The 16016-nt window shown below is 70.6% G+C and carries 13 protein-coding genes and 4 pseudogenes; 7 read left to right on the top strand and 10 right to left on the bottom strand.

Annotated elements, in window-relative coordinates; all coding sequences use genetic code 11:
• Positions 1-34: 34 nt before the first annotated feature.
• The 4 genes from ABTY04_RS33045 to argB all read left to right on the top strand — a co-directional run bounded on the left by ABTY04_RS33045 (position 35) and on the right by argB (position 6323).
• Positions 35-1960 carry an ABC transporter ATP-binding protein gene (locus ABTY04_RS33045; RefSeq protein ID WP_352217131.1) on the top strand — a complete coding sequence of 642 codons (1926 nt, stop codon included), beginning with the start codon at positions 35-37 and terminating at the stop codon, positions 1958-1960.
• Positions 1953-3734, top strand: a complete 1782-nt coding sequence (locus ABTY04_RS33040; RefSeq protein WP_352217130.1) for an ATP-binding cassette domain-containing protein — start codon at positions 1953-1955, stop codon at positions 3732-3734. The genes ABTY04_RS33045 and ABTY04_RS33040 overlap by 8 nt, the downstream gene beginning before the upstream one ends.
• A gap of 88 nt (positions 3735-3822) precedes the next feature.
• Positions 3823-5526, top strand: coding sequence for a condensation domain-containing protein (locus tag ABTY04_RS33035; RefSeq protein WP_352217129.1), 1704 nt, complete (start codon positions 3823-3825; stop codon positions 5524-5526).
• Positions 5523-6323, top strand: coding sequence for an acetylglutamate kinase (argB, locus tag ABTY04_RS33030; RefSeq protein WP_352217128.1), 801 nt, complete (start codon positions 5523-5525; stop codon positions 6321-6323). Before ABTY04_RS33035 ends, argB begins: the two co-directional genes overlap by 4 nt.
• A gap of 24 nt (positions 6324-6347) precedes the next feature.
• On the opposite strand, the pseudogene ABTY04_RS33025 reads toward argB, so the two are convergent.
• The 7 genes and pseudogenes from ABTY04_RS33025 to ABTY04_RS32995 form a co-directional block, all read right to left on the bottom strand.
• Positions 6348-6446: pseudogene (locus tag ABTY04_RS33025) on the bottom strand (alpha/beta hydrolase); the annotation flags it as partial.
• 23 nt (positions 6447-6469) lie between these two features.
• Positions 6470-7221, bottom strand: a pseudogene (locus tag ABTY04_RS33020) (SAM-dependent methyltransferase).
• A gap of 12 nt (positions 7222-7233) precedes the next feature.
• Positions 7234-8436 (bottom strand): annotated as a pseudogene (locus ABTY04_RS33015) (glycosyltransferase); the annotation flags it as partial.
• A 112-nt stretch (positions 8437-8548) separates the two neighbouring features.
• Positions 8549-8725, bottom strand: coding sequence for a hypothetical protein (locus ABTY04_RS33010; protein ID WP_352217127.1), 177 nt, complete (start codon positions 8723-8725; stop codon positions 8549-8551).
• Between the two features lie 116 nt (positions 8726-8841).
• Positions 8842-9843, bottom strand: a complete 1002-nt coding sequence (locus ABTY04_RS33005) for a GNAT family N-acetyltransferase (protein WP_352217126.1) — start codon at positions 9841-9843, stop codon at positions 8842-8844.
• A 119-nt stretch (positions 9844-9962) separates the two neighbouring features.
• Positions 9963-10355 carry a dihydrofolate reductase family protein gene (locus ABTY04_RS33000; RefSeq protein ID WP_352217125.1) on the bottom strand — a complete coding sequence of 131 codons (393 nt, stop codon included), beginning with the start codon at positions 10353-10355 and terminating at the stop codon, positions 9963-9965.
• Entirely contained in the window at positions 10312-11781 is a 1470-nt protein-coding gene (locus ABTY04_RS32995) for an MFS transporter (protein ID WP_352217170.1), read from the bottom strand. The genes ABTY04_RS33000 and ABTY04_RS32995 overlap by 44 nt, the downstream gene beginning before the upstream one ends.
• Before the next feature lie 151 nt (positions 11782-11932).
• Between ABTY04_RS32995 and ABTY04_RS32990 the strand changes: the two genes are divergently transcribed.
• Positions 11933-12499 carry a TetR/AcrR family transcriptional regulator gene (locus ABTY04_RS32990; protein WP_352217124.1) on the top strand — a complete coding sequence of 189 codons (567 nt, stop codon included), beginning with the start codon at positions 11933-11935 and terminating at the stop codon, positions 12497-12499.
• Positions 12500-12604: 105 nt separating this feature from the next.
• Here the strand turns inward: ABTY04_RS32990 and ABTY04_RS32985 are convergent, their stop codons facing one another.
• The 3 genes from ABTY04_RS32985 to ABTY04_RS32975 all read right to left on the bottom strand — a co-directional run bounded on the left by ABTY04_RS32985 (position 12605) and on the right by ABTY04_RS32975 (position 14120).
• Positions 12605-12817, bottom strand: coding sequence for a hypothetical protein (locus ABTY04_RS32985; RefSeq protein ID WP_352217123.1), 213 nt, complete (start codon positions 12815-12817; stop codon positions 12605-12607).
• Positions 12818-12945: 128 nt separating this feature from the next.
• Entirely contained in the window at positions 12946-13152 is a 207-nt protein-coding gene (locus tag ABTY04_RS32980) for a hypothetical protein (RefSeq protein WP_352217122.1), read from the bottom strand.
• Positions 13153-13457: 305 nt separating this feature from the next.
• Complete coding sequence (locus ABTY04_RS32975; RefSeq protein ID WP_352217121.1) at positions 13458-14120, bottom strand: hypothetical protein; 663 nt, start codon at positions 14118-14120, stop codon at positions 13458-13460.
• Between the two features lie 315 nt (positions 14121-14435).
• Here ABTY04_RS32975 and ABTY04_RS32970 point away from each other — a divergent pair, with 315 nt between their 5' ends.
• Both ABTY04_RS32970 and ABTY04_RS32965 read left to right on the top strand, forming a co-directional pair.
• Positions 14436-14858 carry a hypothetical protein gene (locus ABTY04_RS32970; protein ID WP_352217120.1) on the top strand — a complete coding sequence of 141 codons (423 nt, stop codon included), beginning with the start codon at positions 14436-14438 and terminating at the stop codon, positions 14856-14858.
• 58 nt (positions 14859-14916) lie between these two features.
• A pseudogene (locus ABTY04_RS32965) lies at positions 14917-15306 on the top strand (helix-turn-helix domain-containing protein); the annotation flags it as partial.
• Between the last annotated feature and the right edge of the window lie 710 nt (positions 15307-16016).

The raw sequence follows: 16016 nt of genomic DNA, 5'->3' as shown, positions 1-16016 counted from the left end.
GGCTCCGCCAGGAGACCGGAAGGAGAACGATCGCATGCCCTCGCAGCCCCCCGTCCCCGGGGGTGAACGGCCCGCCCGGCGCGGGTCGCCGCTCCTGGCGATGCTCGGGATGCTGCCGTCCGTCAGCTTCCCGCTGACCGGACTGCTGCTGTTCGCACTGGTCGGGGCCGCGCTCGCGCCGGTGGCCCTGACGATCGCCAATGGCCGCCTGGTCGACGTGGTGTCGGGCGCCGCCACCCACGGCCAGGCCCCGGCGCTGCGGCAGGTCACCGTCCTGGGCATCCTGATCGCGCTCGGGTTCCTGCTCCAGCAGCTCCTGGTTCCGGTGGCCCAGCAGACGGCCGACGTCCTCGGGCGGCGGCTCACCCGCCGGCTGCGGGACCGCGTCATGGCGGCCTCGCTCACCCCCACCGGCATCGGCCACTTGGAGGACCCGGACACGCTCGACCTGGTGAGGGGTGCGCAGGGGGTCGGCACCGCCGGCTTCACCCCGCGCGACGCCCTGATCGCGACCGCGAACATCGGCGTGGCCAGGCTTCAGGCGGTGGCCTGCGCGGCCCTGATCGCCGTCTTCCACTGGTGGCTCGCCCTGGCCCTGCTGGCCGGCTTCGCCGTCCTGACCAGCGGAGCCGTCGCGGACTACCGGCGCGGCCAGCAGGCGTTGATGGGAACCCCGGCGCGGCTGCGGCGCCCCTCGTACGTACGCGACTTCGCGCGGGACCCGGACGCGGCCAAGGAGATCCGGGTCTTCGGGTTGCGGGACTGGCTCGACCTGCGCTTCCACCAGGAGTGGCGGGTCGCCATGGCGGGCCTGTGGCAGACCCGCCGGGACGGCCGTCTCCTGATGCCCGCGCTCACCGCCGGGGTGATGGCCGTGCAGCTCGGCGGCTTCACCGTGCTGGGACTCGCCGCCTCCAGCGGCGACCTGAGCGCAGGGCGCTTCACAGCCTACGCAGGCGCTCTGCTCGGGCTCAGTGCCGTCATGGGCGTCAGCCCGGACAACGTGAAGATCGACCAGGGAGCCGCCGCCATTCCGCTGGTCCGCGCGCTCGAACGCGCCCTGCCGCCCGTCCCCGCCCCCACGGGCGCAGCCTCGGTATCCACCGCGCCCGACTCCACCGCGCCCGTCTCCACCGCCCGGGCCGCGGACAGGCCGTTCGGCGGTCCGCCGCCGGCCATCCGGTTCGAGGCGGTCGGCTTCCGTTACGCCGGACGGTCCGAACCGGTCTTCAGCGGCTTCGACCTGGACATCCCGGCCGGACGGTCCCTGGCCGTCGTCGGCGTCAACGGCGCGGGAAAGACCACCCTGGTCAAGCTGCTGTCCGGCATGTACCGACCGCAGGCCGGCCGCATCCTGATCGACGGAGTCCCGCTGGCGGAGGCCGGCACCGCAGGCTGGCAGCGGCGGATCGGCGCGGTCTTCCAGGACTTCGTCCACTACGAGTTGAGCGCCGCGGACAACGTGGGACTCGGTGCCGTCGAGCACCTCGACGACATGGAGGGCCTGCGGACCTGCGCCGACCAGGCCGGAGCCAGGGAGCTGATCGACCGTCTGGACCACGGCTGGCAGAACATGCTGTCCGCCAGGTTCCCCGGCGGCCGTGACCTGTCCGGCGGCGAGTGGCAGCGGCTGGCGCTGGCCCGCGCGCTGTTCGCGGTCCGGCACGGCGCCCGGCTGCTGATCCTCGACGAACCGGCCTCCGCCCTCGACGTACGGGCCGAGGCGGAGCTGAACGACCGGTTCCTCTCGCTCACCGAGGGAGTGACCTCCGTGCTCATCTCGCACCGCTTCTCCACCACCCGCCGGGCCGACCGGATCGTCGTACTCGAACACGGCACGGTCCTGGAGAGCGGCAGCCACGACGACCTCGTGGCCGCCGACGGGGCGTACGCCCGGATGTTCCGCATCCAGGCCGACCGGTTCGACGGCCCGCGCACGGGTGGTGAGGCGCGTGCGTGAATCGCTGCGCGGCCTCGCAGCCGCCTTCGGGCTGTCCTTCCGCGCCGACCGCGCCCGCGCGCTCCCCTTCACCGTCCTGTTCGGTTTGCGCCCGCTGACCCTGGTGGCCTCCGCGTACGGGCTCAAATTGGCAGTCGAAGCCATCCAGGCCCACCAGTTCGGCTCGACCATCCGGCTCGCAGCCGTCATCGCCCTGATCAACGCGCTCGGCTTCGCCGCCGGTTCGGTGGCGATCCGGCTGGCGGTCCCCCTCATCGAGCAGACCGCCCACCTGGTCGACCTCGAACTCATGCGGCTGTCGACCACGCCGGTCGAGCCGGCCGAACGCTCCGGCTGGCTGGACGAACTCGAACTGCTGGCCACCGACCGGATGCACCTGGCCGAGGGCTGCGACGTCACCTCGCTGCTCATCGGCGCCGTGCTGCGGGCCGTCGCCACCGGGGTCGCGCTCGCCTTCGTCAATCCCTTCCTGTTGTTCCTGCCGCTGCTCGCCTGGCCCTCGCTGGTGGCCGGCTCCCGGATGGAGCGGCTCAGGCAGCGGGCCCTCACCGACACGGCCGCCGACCAGCGCCAGGCCCGCTTCCTGTTCGAACAGGCCACCAGCGCCGGCCCGGCGAAGGAACTGCGCATCTACGGCCTGCGCGAGGAGCTCCGCAGCCGTCACCTGCGCCACCTGCTCGCGGCCGACGCACGGCTGGACCGCGCCGGCGCGCTGGGAACGCTGTACGTCGCCGGCGGCTGGCTGGTCTTCGCCGCCGGTTACGCCGGGGCCGTGATCCTCGTGGCACGCCAGGCGGTCACGGGCGGGATCGGCCTCGGTGACGTCGTACTGACCCTGACCCTGGTGGCCAGCGTCAGCCAGCAGATGGCGCAGACCGTGCGCTTCGGCAACGCGGTCAACAACAGCAAGGCGGCGGGGACCCGGCTGCTGCGGCTGCGGGCCCGGGCCCAGGCGGCCGAGGAACTCTGGACGGGCATCCTGCCGGCGCCGCAGCAGCTCACCCGGGGCATCGAACTGCGCGGTCTCGGCTACCGGTACGCCGACGCGGACCACGACGCGCTCACCGACGCCGACCTGTTCCTGCCGGCCGGCAGCGTGGTCGGAGTCGTGGGCGACAACGGAGCCGGCAAGAGCACCCTGGTCCGTCTGCTGGCGGGCCTGGCTACCCCCACGCACGGCAGCATCCTGGTCGACGGGACCGACCTGCGTGACCTCGACCTGGCCGACTGGCGCTCCCGGATCACCGCCGGCTTCCAGGACTTCGCCAAGCCCCAGTTCCTGCTGCGCGAGACCGTCGGCATGGGCGACCTCCCCCGGATCGACGACACCTTCGCCGTCACCGGCGCCCTGCGCGCCGCCGACGCCGAGGCGCTCCCGGACACCCTCGGCGGAGGGCTGAGCACCCCGCTCGGGCGCAGCTTCGACGACGGAACCGACCTGTCCGGCGGACAGTGGCAGAAACTCGCCGTCGCCCGTGCCATGATGCGTCCCGCCCCGCTGCTGCTCCTGCTCGACGAGCCGACGGCGGCCATCGACCCGGCCGCGGAACAGGTCCTCCTCGACCAGTACGCGACGGCGGCACGCGCCGTCGGCCGGGCCACCGGAGCGGTCACCCTGCTCGTCTCGCACCGGCTCGGCAGCATGTGCGACACCGATCTGATCGTGGTGCTGCGCCACGGCCGGATCGCCGAGGTCGGCACGCACCACGAACTCCTCGCGCTCGACGGCTCGTACGCGCAGCTCCACGCGCTGCAACGTCAGGCATACCGATGAGTGGAGGACCTGGTGTCCCGACCTCGTGACCTGATGCCCCGGCCGCGTCCGCGGACCACGGGTACCCGTCCGAAAGGAACCCCAGCCGATGCGTAGCGCCCGGCTGCACACCCTGCCCTTCCACCCGCCGGCCACCCCGCTGCAACGGCGGATGTGGCTGGCCACGCAGTACGCCCGTGACACGCCCGTCTACAACCTCGCCTACGCCTGGCGGATCGACGGACCGTTCGACCCGGCAGCCTTCCATGCCGCGCTGACCCTCATGACCGCCCGCCACGAAGCGCTGCGCACCACGTTCACCCTGCGGGAGGGGGAGCTGCTGCGCGTCGTGCACACCGAACTCCCGCCGGGATTCGCTCTCCTCGACGACGTCGCCGAATCCGATGTCCGGGAACTGGCCAGGCAGGAGGCGAGGACCCGGTTCGACCTGGGCCGCGGTCCACTGCTGCGCTGCCGGGTCCTGCGGCACGGTCCGAGCCGGCACACCGTGCTGCTGACCACGCATCACGTGAGCGTGGACGGCCAGGCGATGGGCGTCCTGCGGGAGGAGATCGCCACCTGCTACGAGGCGTTCGTGCAGAAGCGGCCGGACGCGCTGCCCCCGGTCCACCGTCAGTTCGCCGACTTCGCCGCCTGGCAGCAGGAGGGGCTCGACACCGGGCGCTTCGACGCGCAGATCGCGTACTGGAAGGAGCGGTTGAAGGACATCACCGGTCCCGCACCACTGCCCTTCCTCAAGCCGCGGCCCGTGATCCGCAGACCGGACGCTCTTTGGGAGGAGATCTTCTGCGACGTGCCGCTCACCGCAGCAGCCCGCACGCTTGCCGTCGACGCCCAGACCAGTGTCTCCACCGTGCTGATCGCCGCGGTCGCCCGGTGGCTCGCCTGCGAGACCGGCCTCGGGGAGGCCCTGATCGGGATGTCGACGGCTGGACGGTCGCTGCCGGAGTTCGACCGCCTGGTGGGGCTGAGCACCAACACGGTCCCACTGCGCATCCCGGTGTCGACGGCGACCACGGCCCAGCTGATCGACGAGACACGCTCGGTCATGCTCGCCGCGATGGACAACCAGGACGTGCCGTTCCCGCTGCTGATGCAGGAACTCGGGCTGCCCCGCACCCTGCCGGTCAACCCGCTCACCCATGTCCTGGTCGCCCTGCGCGACGGCCTGGGCCAACCGCTGCGGCTGGCCGGCGCCGAGACGACGACGCTCCCGGCGGCAGCCCTGTCCAGCACCACGGACATCACGCTCGAACTCGGTCCGCAGCCCGACGGGACGATCCGTGGGGGACTGCTGTACTCGCCGGACCTGATCGACCCGGCGGAGGCGGCACGGCTCACGGCGAGGTTGATCAGCGTACTGGAACGTATGGCGTCCGAGCCGCGGCCTCCCAGGCAGGATTCCCCCGGCGGGGCGCCTCAGCCGAGCGGGCCTTCGGAGCCCGGGCCGGGTGCCGCCGACGGAACGGCTCCGGGCCCCGGACCGGTTGCCGGCTCCGGGCCGTCCTCCGCTCCGGCGCCAGTCGCGGAAACCGCTCCCCCGCCGACCGGCGATCCCTCGGTCCGTCAGCACACCAGTGGACTGTGGCAACGGCTGCTCGACGGCGCGGCGCCGGCGGACGACGACGACTTCTTCGCCGCGGGAGGCGACTCGCTGCTCGCCGCCGAACTCATGGTGCTGCTCGGCGAGGCGCTGGACTGCTCGCTGCCTCTCGACGTGCCGGTCAGCCGGCCCACCTTCGGGGCGATCGTCGCCGCGGTGACCGAGTATCGGGTCGGGGGGCGGCAGTGACCACGGCCGGGACGGCGATCGTGGTCAAGTACGGGGGCGCGGCGATGGACGGCGGCCGTCTGTCCGCCACCGCGATGCGTGATCTGGCCGTGCTGGCCGGCGACAGCCGGCGGCTCGTCCTGGTGCACGGCGGCGGCCGCAAGGTGACCGAGGAGGCCGCCCGGCGCGGTCTGACCCCGCGCTTCCTCGATGGTCTGCGGGTCACCGACCCGGAGATGATGGACGTCGTCCGCATGGTGCTCGTCGGCCGGATCAACAAGGACCTGGTCGGTCAGCTCCAGGGCGTCGGCGTACCGGCGATCGGACTGTCCGGCGAGGACGCCGGCCTGATGACAGCGCGCACGCTGCGGGTCGACGGCGTCGCCAGGTTCGGCAGGGTGGGCGAGGTGGCCGCCGTCGATACGAAGGTGCTGACCATGGCGTGGGAGGCGGGTCTGATACCCGTGGTCGCCAGCGTCGCGCCCGATGCCGCGGGCCTGCCCCACAACCTCAACGCCGACACCGCTGCCGCCGCGTTGGCCGCTGCTCTGCCCGCCGACCGTCTGGTCTACGTCAGCGATGTGGAAGGTCTGATGGCCGATCCGGCCGATCCCGCGTCGATCATCCCGCGCATGGGCAGCGCCGACCTCGCGGCGCTGCTGCGCGACCGGCCTCCGCGGGACGGCATGCTGCCGAAACTGTCTGGCGCCCTCACCGCGCTGCGCTCGGGTGTGCCCGTCGTCCGGCTGGTCGGCGATCAGGCACTGCTCAGCGCCTTCACCGCCGACACCGGCCGGGGGACCACCCTGCACGTGTGACGGCGCACCCGCACCCCATCAGGTCAGTGCCCGGGCGTAGAGGAGGCCGAGTTCCGCCTGGAGGGGCGCGATGGAGAAGGAGTTCGCGAAGGCTCCGTGGACCAGTACGAACGTCGGTGGCATCTGTGTGCTGACTTTCCGGGTAATCACTTTCCGGCCGTCACGGGTGTCTGACGCAGGACCAGGCAGAGGAAGCCGAAGCTGTCCCGGTACCCGTGCAGCCACTGCGAACGCTGGGCGTTGGCCGTCTCCAGCACCTGTGCGGCGTCCGGCTCTGCAGGGTGGTCCAGTGCCCATGCGGCCGGCGAGCCCCAGCAGGCCCACTCGTAGGCGTCCAGCTCGCTGCGCGTGCTGACGTGGCCGCGCGACGGGGGTCCATCCGTCGGCGACGACGCGGTCCACCGTGGTCGCCAGGTCGTCGAGGTCACCGAACATCTCGACGGCCTCCGGTGACGGGGTGCGGTCCCAGAACGACTCACCGATCAGGACGCGGCCGCCGGGGGGCCAGGTGCTTGCGGGCCGCCGCGAGGGTGGGGAGGAGCCCGCCGAAGGCATGCGTGGCACCGACGCTGATCACCAGATCGAACGACTGTGCCGAGTCGAAATCCGCCGCCTCTTGGTGGTGGAGGACCAGGCGCTCGTCGACCCCGAGTTTGCTCGCTGCCTGGCGGGCCCGAATCAGGGCGACTTCGGAGACGTCGACGTCCTCCGCGTGCAGGTGCGGACGCGTCGCCAGGGCGCGCAGCAGCCATTCTGCTGTGCCGCATCCGAGGTCGAGCACTCGCTCGTCGCCCCGCGGGAGGCCGCGTTCGAGCAGCCGGCTGACCGATTCGTCCTCGAGCGGGGACTTTATCGGGTGGTCGGCATGCGCAATGACGGAGATCTGTTCCCGGCTCACCGGCGCAGCGTCCACCGTGTCGAGGAGCAGCTTCGCGGCCACCGCAGTCCCGTCGGTGCGGACCGTGCCGGCGACGGCCTTCGCCCGTGCTTCCGTCTCGGGGGTCAGGGCCGTCCTGAGTGCGGCCGACAGGGACTCGAAGGTCGGGGCCGGGCCGTCGTGGGCCGCGCCGATGCCCAGTTCGGCCACGCGGGCGGCCCAGTGCAGCTGGTCCACGAACTGGGGCACCACCACCTGGGGCGCACCGGCTCGGGCGGCCGTCGTCGTCATGCCCGCGCCGCCGTGGTGCACGACGGCCGCGACCCGGGGGAACAGCGCCTGGTGGTTGACGTCGCCCACGGCGAAGCAGTCGTCCGAGTCGTCCACCAGGCCCAGGTCCGCCCAGCCGTGGGAGACTAGCACGCGGCGGCCCTGTGCACGGACCGCCTCGACGGTTGTCCGGGCGAGGTCTGTCGCGGCGCGCATCGGCATGCTGCCGAAGCCCACGTACACCGGTGGCGTGCCGGCGTCCAGGAACGTCTCCAGATCGGCGGGCAGGGGGCGTTCGTCGGGCAGGATCCACGCACCGGTCTGCACGGGGTCGAGGTTCGTCAGCTGCTGCCACGACCCCAGGACCGGGTCCACCGCCAGCCACGGCCGTTCGGTGAAGACGTGCTCCCGGACGTTGTCCACCGGTGCAAGGCCCAGAGCCGCGCGGTGGGCGTTGAGGGGCTTGAGGTAAAGGGCGTTGACCTTCTGGGCGTCCAGGTCCCACAGGGCCTGGTTGTCGGTCATGTGGGGCGGAGCCGGCCGCCCGGGCCGCGGCGGTGGTGCGTAGTGCGCGGAGGGCATCTCGAACGGGTGGAAGCCCGCATACACGTAGCGGATGCCCAGCTTCTCGGCCACCGATCGCGCGCCGGCCGGCATCAGGCCGGTCGCCACCAACACGTCGCATCCCTCGGCAGCCGAGGCGACCGTGCCGAAGTGCGCTGCGACCAGCTCGGCCGCGAACTCTGTCACGAAGCCGGGTGACGGCGGAGTCCCGGTCACCAGTGCTCGCACCGATCTGCCGAACGGCACGTGCTCCACGCCGACTCCGGCCAGCACCTGCGCGAACTCCTCGTCCGGAGGTGCGCACACCCGCACTTGCGCACCGAGTTCCCGCAGCTGTGCCGCGAGTGCGGCCAGCGGCGTGATGTCGCCACGCGACCCGTAAGCCGTGATCAGCACACGCATTTTTCGTCATTCTCGTTTCTGTGGATTCCGGCCTCGGCGGGCGATGGTGCGGGAGAGTCCGGGCGTTGCCGGAAGCACCCTGAGGACAAGCTCGTGCGCGCGGCAGCCGTGGTCACCGCGCCCAGGGGGCATGGATCCGACGTACGAGGGCCGGCGGCTGGATCAGGGACTGGCGGGCCGAGACCTTCTCGGTGCGACCGTCGCAGGTCACCTCAAGGGCGCCCGCGGTGACCGTCCAGACCTGTTCACGGCTGATGGAGTGCTCAGGTCCGGTCGCGTCGGCTGCCATCTCGACCGTCCAGGTGCTGAGGTGGCACTGCCACGGCTGGGGCCGCGAGGCCCGTCATGGTGGCGTTCGGGGAGAGGGCGGAGGCTGAGACGTTCACGGCGGCGCCTCGGATGGGATCAGGCAACAGGAAGGTCGAGCTGGAACTCGCGCGTGCGCCGGTAGGAGCGGAATCCCAAGCGATGGTTGACGGCCAGCATGTGAACGTTGTCCTCGGCGTTGTCGGTCTCGATCTCGACAACACCAGGGTGCTCGGCGCGCAGTCGGCGCACCATGGCGGCCTTGAGCCACAGCCCGAGGCCATGGCCGCGGTGCGCGGGCACGACGGCGGTGTCGTACTGCTGCGCCCGGGGCGGCGCGCCCTGCGGGAGGAGGATCTCGGTGTAACCGGCCATGGTGCCGTCGTCGTGGACGGCGGCGAGGGTCAGCAGGGTGTCGCCGCGGTCAGCGATCACCCGGGCCATGGCCTGTACGCGGTCGACGTCCCAGTCCACGGTGCCGAAGTCCAGGTCTCCGACGGGCATGTCGTTCATCGCGTTCTTGGCGGCGGCGAAGACGGCGGCGAGGCCGTCGGGCACCGTGCCGTTCCAGCCCGTCAGCCGGTAGCCCGGGTGCTCGGCCTCGGCGACCTGGAGAACGGCTGCCTCGTCCAACTGGTCCAGGTGCAGGATCAGATGGTCAAGGGCCAGTGCCTGGCGGAAGTTCCGCCTCTCGCAGAAGGCTTCGCCCGGGCTGTCGGCCGCCGCTTCGACGATCAGGCTGCGCCGGTCCTCGGCACGGCAGGCCTCCACGACCGCCGATAGCAGGAGGGAGCCGGTGCCCAGACGCCGGTGTGCGGGGTCGACGTGGAGTTCCAGTTCGGCCAGGTGGTCCCTCCCTGGGGAGGCGAACAGCCGCAGGCCCGCGACCCCGACCGAGACGCCGTCCGCTCCGGTGGCCAGCCAGGTCAGCCGGTGGCTGTCCAAGCTGGGCTTGGCGAGCTTGGCGTGGATCTGCTCGGGGCCGGGAGGCGGTACACCGGGCAGGTCGCTGGCCATCGAGGCGGCGACGACCTGATGCCAGGCGGCGGCGTCGGTGGCCGAGACGCGGTGGAGCGGAGTGAGGTGGACGTGCTCGGACAAGGCGATGACTCCAAGGGTCGAGCTGAGTTGAGTTGAGTTGACGTTCGTCCGGACATGACGCATGCGTGCTCTCGTCGGCCGGCCGACCACAAGCGCTGTGTGTTGTCCGGCCCCTGCTTTCAGCCGACGGGGCGGAGATCCAGGACCACGGCGCCGGTGCTGAAGCTCGTGGTGCCGGCGAGGGTCCACGAGGTGCCGGAAGTGCCCTCGGGGAACAGGCGCTTGCCGTTGCCGACGACCACCGAATGGATCCAGAGCTTGAGCTCGCGGACGAGCCCGAGTTCGATGAGAGGGGTCGTCAGCTCACCGCCGGCGTAGATGAGGATGTCGCCCCCTGTACTGATCCTTGACCTCGGCGATCTCGGCAGCCAGGTCTCCGCGTACGACGACGGCGTTCCACTCCGCCTCCTGCAGCGTGGTGAACACGACGTACAGCGGGACACCTCCCGGCCAATGCGGTTGCTGTTGTCAACGGCTGTTCGCGGATGCCTCGTTCGAGGTGGTGACCGCATCTGGATCGGTGGAACGTTGCAGGGCCGCGGAGCCTTCCGCGGGCTTGGACTTCGCCAGCCACAGGCCGGTGAACACGGCGGAGGCCAATGTGACGGCGCCAGCCGCGACGAAGGCGCTGTTGAGGCCGGTCTCGAAGGAGGCGCCGCCGGATTGCCGGGTGCGGACGATGGCTCCGAGTACCGCCACGCCGAGCACCGCGCCGATCTGCCGGGTGGTGCTGCTGATGCCTGATGCGAGGCCGCCTTCCTGCGGGCTGACTGCTTGGATGGCGGCTCCCGTCAGTGGGGACATGGTCAGGGCGAAGCCGGTGCCGACGACTCCCAGCCGCCACCACACGTTCCCGTAGCCGGTGTCGGCGTGCACCATGCCGAGCGCCAGCAGTCCCAGGCCGGCCAGGGCCAGGCCGGTGGTGACCACGATTCGGAAGCCGTACCGGGCGGCGAGCCGGCCCGCGTACGGGCTGACGATCACCATGGCGAGGGAGGCGGGGAGGGTCTGCAGGCCGGCGTGCAGGATCGAGCTGCCCTGGACGTACACGAAGAACTGGGAGAAGAAGAACGACGAGCCCATGAGTGCGAACCCCACCACGATCATGGCGGTGTTGGACACGGTGAACAGGCGCTGCCGGAACAGCCGCAGCGGCAGCATCGGTGCGGAGCGCCGCGCTTCGACGGCGACGAAGGCGGCGAGGAGGATCGCCGCGGCGGTGAAGCTGCCCAGGATCACCGGCGACGTCCAGCCGCGGGCACCACCCTCGATCAGCCCGTAGGTCAGCGCCCCCACCCCCAGAACGGACAGCACCGTCCCCGGGACGTCGATTGCGGGGGCGCTCGGATTGCGGGCCTCTTCAAGGCTGCGCAGACCGACCAGCAGAAGGACCACGCCGATGGGCAGATTGACCAGGAAGATGGCGGGCCAGCCGAAGGCATCTGTCAGCACGCCGCCGGCCACGGGGCCTGCGGCCAGACCGATTCCGCTGAATCCGGCCCACAGCCCGATCGCCTTGATCCGTTCTTGCGGCACGGGATAGGCGGCGGCGAGCAGGGTGAGCGAGGCAGGGCTCAGCGCCGCGGCCCCGATGCCCTGCAGCACCCGGCCGGCGACCAGCCAGCCGGCCGAGGGCGCGAGGCTGCACAGCACCGACGCGGTGGTGAACACCGCCACGCCGGTCAGGTACACCCGCTTGCGGCCGAACCGGTCGGCGAAGATGCCGCCGGACAGCAGCAGCATGGCGACCAGCAGTACGTACGCGTCGACGATCCATTGCAGACCGGTCAACTGAGTGTGCAGCCGGTCCTGCATATCGGGCAGCGCCGCTCCAACAATCGTGTTGTCGAGCAGGACCATGAATTGGCCCAGGCAGGTCACCGTGAGCAGCACGGCCCGGTTTGATCGACTGCCTACGGCCTCATGCGATGCAGCGATGGGGATTCCTCTCAATCGTTCGTTGCGCCCGGCCACGGTCGACGCGGGTGGCGATACACCTGAGCGCCCTAAAGCAGTCAGCGACTGCGTTAGGCGACTGTAAGGAGGGTTGCCCCACAAACGCAAGTCATGACTGCGTTAAGGTGGGGGTATGAACGACCGACAGCGAGCCCCGCGGCCCGGCGGGCGCAGCGCCCGCGTCGGCGCGCAGGTGCACCAGGCCGTCACCGACCTGATCCGTGAGCGCGGCTACGGCAACTTCACCGTCGGCGAAGTCGCAGCCCGCGCGGGCGTGGCCGACAGCAGCATCTACCGCCGGTGGGGCAGCCTGGAAACCCTGCTCACCGACGTGGCGCTCACCCGCCTCAATGCGCAGTCGCCGATGCCCGACACCGGGAGCCTGGCCGGCGACCTGCGCACTTACGCGGCCAACGTGGCCCGCGAGATCACCGGACCCGACGGTCTGGCGGTGGTGCGCCTGGCCGTCGCCCTGTCGAGCAAGGGTCAGCAGGGCCTGCAGGCTGGTGACGACCTGCGCGCCGAACGCATGCGGCAACTGCAGTCCATGCTCGATCGCGCCCGCGAACGCGGCGAGCACGCACCCGACGCGCTCGGCGTGCTGGACCACATCCTGGCCCCGATGTACATCCGCGTCTTGTTCGGCATGGTCCCGCTCACCCCGGAGTACATCGACGGGCTGGTCGACCGATTGCTGTGACCTCAGCCCGGTTCCCGCGATCAGCCCTCGGACGCGATGCCCGGGCTCCGTGAGGTGCTCGCCGACACGCGCCCGGCCGGCTCAGGCATCCGACCCTTGGCCGGCTCACGCGGCCTGGCTGAATCCGTAGGTCGGCAGCACGTGCACCCCTCCCCCGGGCCGGCGTACGGTGCCCCGTGGCAGACCACCGCGCCCGATGACCGCCACCGCCCCGGGCGCGGCCGGTACGGCGTGGGCCGCCGGCGCGGTGGAGATGAGCAGGGGCAGGGCGGTGAGGGCCGGCGCGGGCAGACCGTGCTGCAGCAGATTCTTGATCACGGACCAGGGTTGCAGCTGTCCCCGGCATCACCAGGACAGAGGGTGGGCCAGGAACTCACCTGGGCGGGTGGGCGAGTTCACCAGCCGAAACGATACTGCGCCACCCCGGCAACGCCCCGGCGTGCCGCTCACCCGGCAATAGCAGCGGAGCCTTCCCCGAACAGGGCCACGTCCGCAGCCGAGAGGTCGGTGCGCAGGCGTGTGAAGCGCAGCGGGTGGCGGTGGACGCCACCGCGGTCGATGGCGGTGTCCGCGCTTATCTCGGCGACGAGGCCGGGGCGGATCAGGGTCGCGTCGAGTGGTTGCGTGCTGCCCCATGCGGAGGGGAACCGCATCCCCGTCCACGGGTGGCCTGGGCCGGCGGGGTAAGGAGTGTGGCGAGCTGCGAGGCCGCGTCCGCGGGCAGGGGGACGGTGCGGCCCACGAGACGGAAGCGGCCGCGGGTGTCGTATCGGCCCAGGAGCAGGAGCTGCGGGCGGGCCAGGGCGCCGGTGACCGCGCGGTGATCGCTTCGGTGGTGTCGCGGCGACAGTGGCGGAGACGTAGTACTCCCTCCTGGCCAAGGGCATCGGGGAGCTGATCTTGGGTCACGACCGAGCGCTGCTCCACCGGCGGCCTGAGCACCATCCGGGGCTTCCTACTACCGCTCGGCGGTGCCGTCCGCGCCGTCGATCTCGTAGAGCCGGCCTTGAAGCCGCTCACCGGCCCAGTCCAGCCCGACGTCCAGGTCAAACCAGTGCCGATCCTTGCGGGCCTCGGGCGATGAGAGGTTCACCGCTGCCCAGGAGAACACCCCCAAGAGGATGGAACGCCCGTGCTGCGTTGTGCGCACGGACAACGCAAACGGCGCGGCGAGTGCCGCACGGGTGACCAACATGGCCTGTGTGTCCTCAGTGTGTCTACGCCCCGCCGTGAGGAACCGGGGCGTTTCAAGGATCTTGACCCACTCGACCGCTGCGTCTGCCACCTGGGCGCGCAGGGACTCTTCGATGCTCTTCCGGACGGCGGCCGCGGGATCATCGCCGAGCCAGCCCAGCCAGTGATCAGGATCAGTGAGCTTGCTGAAGTCGTCCTGTGGCACGCCGTGACGGGGATTCTCCTGGTACTCACCTGTCAGTTTGCCGCTGTTGTCCACCAGCCACGCGCCGCGGATTGCCTCGGGAGGTACGTAGCCGTTCGGGTCGTTGATATGCGTCGGGTCGATCTCGGCGACGCTGCCACCGGGATTCTCGGCAGCCGCAGCCAGTAACCCCGGCTCGTTCGGTATGCCTTTACGTCGGCTTCGCGAGCCAAAAATCCCCACGTCCCCACCCCCACCGTTGTCCACCCAGTTGATCGCGATTATGCCGTACCGGCCAGGGACCGCATGTGGGGGTGTAACGGCGACGAGTGGGTAGGGAATCTCAGCGAACAGGTCTGTCCCACCCCCAAGCAAAGGATGGGGACTTGCAACGAGCGTCCTCACGATGACGATCTGGGTCGCACCCTCGTGTCCCAGCTCCGTCTTGCGGTTCTCGGGCAGTCGGTAGATACCTCAGGGTCCTATCTCGTCAAGTCTCACGCTCATCACTCCTGTGTAGCCTGTCGATCTGTTTCGCGTGAGATGAGGGGGCTGCGGGTGGGTGGCGAAGGGGCACATGCTGCGATCCAGCTCCCTGAAGGGTCCTGGTGGGACTGGGACGTCATCGCCTGGAACGGCGGACAGCTCAGGCTCGCCGCCGGCCACGACCTGGCCTATCACCACGGCCTGGAACTGGTCTTCGGCGATCCGGTCTTCGTCAGCTGCCCGTCCGCCTTTCACGATCCGGCCTTCCGCGCACCGACGCCGGACGAGCTCCTGAAAGTCACTCTCCAGCTCGGCGAGGAGCCGGTCGTCACGGTTGCCTTTGAGGCCGATGCCGGCGGACAAGAGCCGGTCACGTGCCTCATCGCCGCAGAGCGGCTCGACATCGTCCAGGAAACCGTCCTGCGGTACTGGCGCGAGGATGTAGGCCCCGATCAACGCTTCGCTCCCTGGGTACGGCCTCCAAGCCATTACTGAGGTTTTCGGGTCGTCGTCGGGTAGTGACGGTTCGTGATCCCTGCGGTACGCCGGTGAGGTGAGATATCCGGAGGGTGGGGGCCTGACCGCTGAACGTCGGGCGTTTCGTGAGGGGATCCGGCTTCAGGCTGGTGAGCGGTTCGCTGCGGGTGAGAAGACCACGGTGATCGCGAAGGACCTGCGGGTGAGTGTGCGGTCGGTGGAACGCTGGCGCCGTGCCTGGCGCGAAGGCGGCTGGGACGGCCTGCGTTCCGCGCGGCCGGCGAACTCCCCGACCATCACCGATGCCCAGTTCGCCGTGCTGGTGGAACAACTCAGCAAGGGCCCGTCGGCGCACGGCTTCGACGATCAGCGGTGGACCCTCGCCCGGGTCCAGACGGTGATCCACCGCCGGCTGCGGGTGAATCTGTCGATGGCGACGGTGTGGCGGCCGCTGAGACGGCACGGCTGATCCTGGCAGGCACCCGCCCGCCGAGCCCTGGAGCGCGACGAGCACGCGGACGACCTCGACCGCACGCTCCGCCGCGAGTTACGCAGAAGCCAACTCCGGCTCCGCCTGATCGACGGCTGACTTACCGCCACACGCCTGGCTATCGACCCACCGACCCCACCCTGAAAACCTCAGTAACAGATCGGTGACTTAGCCTGGTGAGTCACCAAAGGTGGTGACTGGTTAACAGATCGGTGACTCACCGGTGAGCCCGCCAACGCAGTCACTACCGGGCCCATGCGGCCTCACATGCGTGCACCAGCCGCGGTCTCATCTCCCGACTGGTTGACGCTGGGCTCCAGCAGCCAGCGCGCACTGACGCGCCACGCTCCTGGCGGGTATGCGGTGGGCCGGGGCGCCTTGGCTGCGGAGTTCATGGTCTTGGCGCATGGTGACGAGCGGGCCAAGGAAAGGGAGCCGACTCGTCGGCGCTCGGGAGCGGCCGCGGGGAGAAGCAGATCAAGCTCGGATGGGTCGCCGAGGACTGCGCCGGCAGCCGCGCCGAGCGTGTGCCTGGTGCGGACCGGCGGCTGAAGCACGGTGGCGAGGAGGCCTTGGACATTGACTTCCTAGCCTGCGCGTTTCACTTGCGGCGGTGTCCGAGTCGTGATCGGAAAAGCGAAAGTGCCTTCTGAGCTGGGAAGATGAGGCTTGTCGAAGGTCTCTGT

The sequence above is a fragment of the Streptomyces sp. NPDC097981 genome, assembly GCF_040302565.1.
GTDB lineage: Bacteria > Actinomycetota > Actinomycetes > Streptomycetales > Streptomycetaceae > Streptomyces.
The sequence above is the reverse complement of the archived record's forward strand: the minus strand, read 5'-3'. Positions and strand labels throughout refer to the sequence as shown.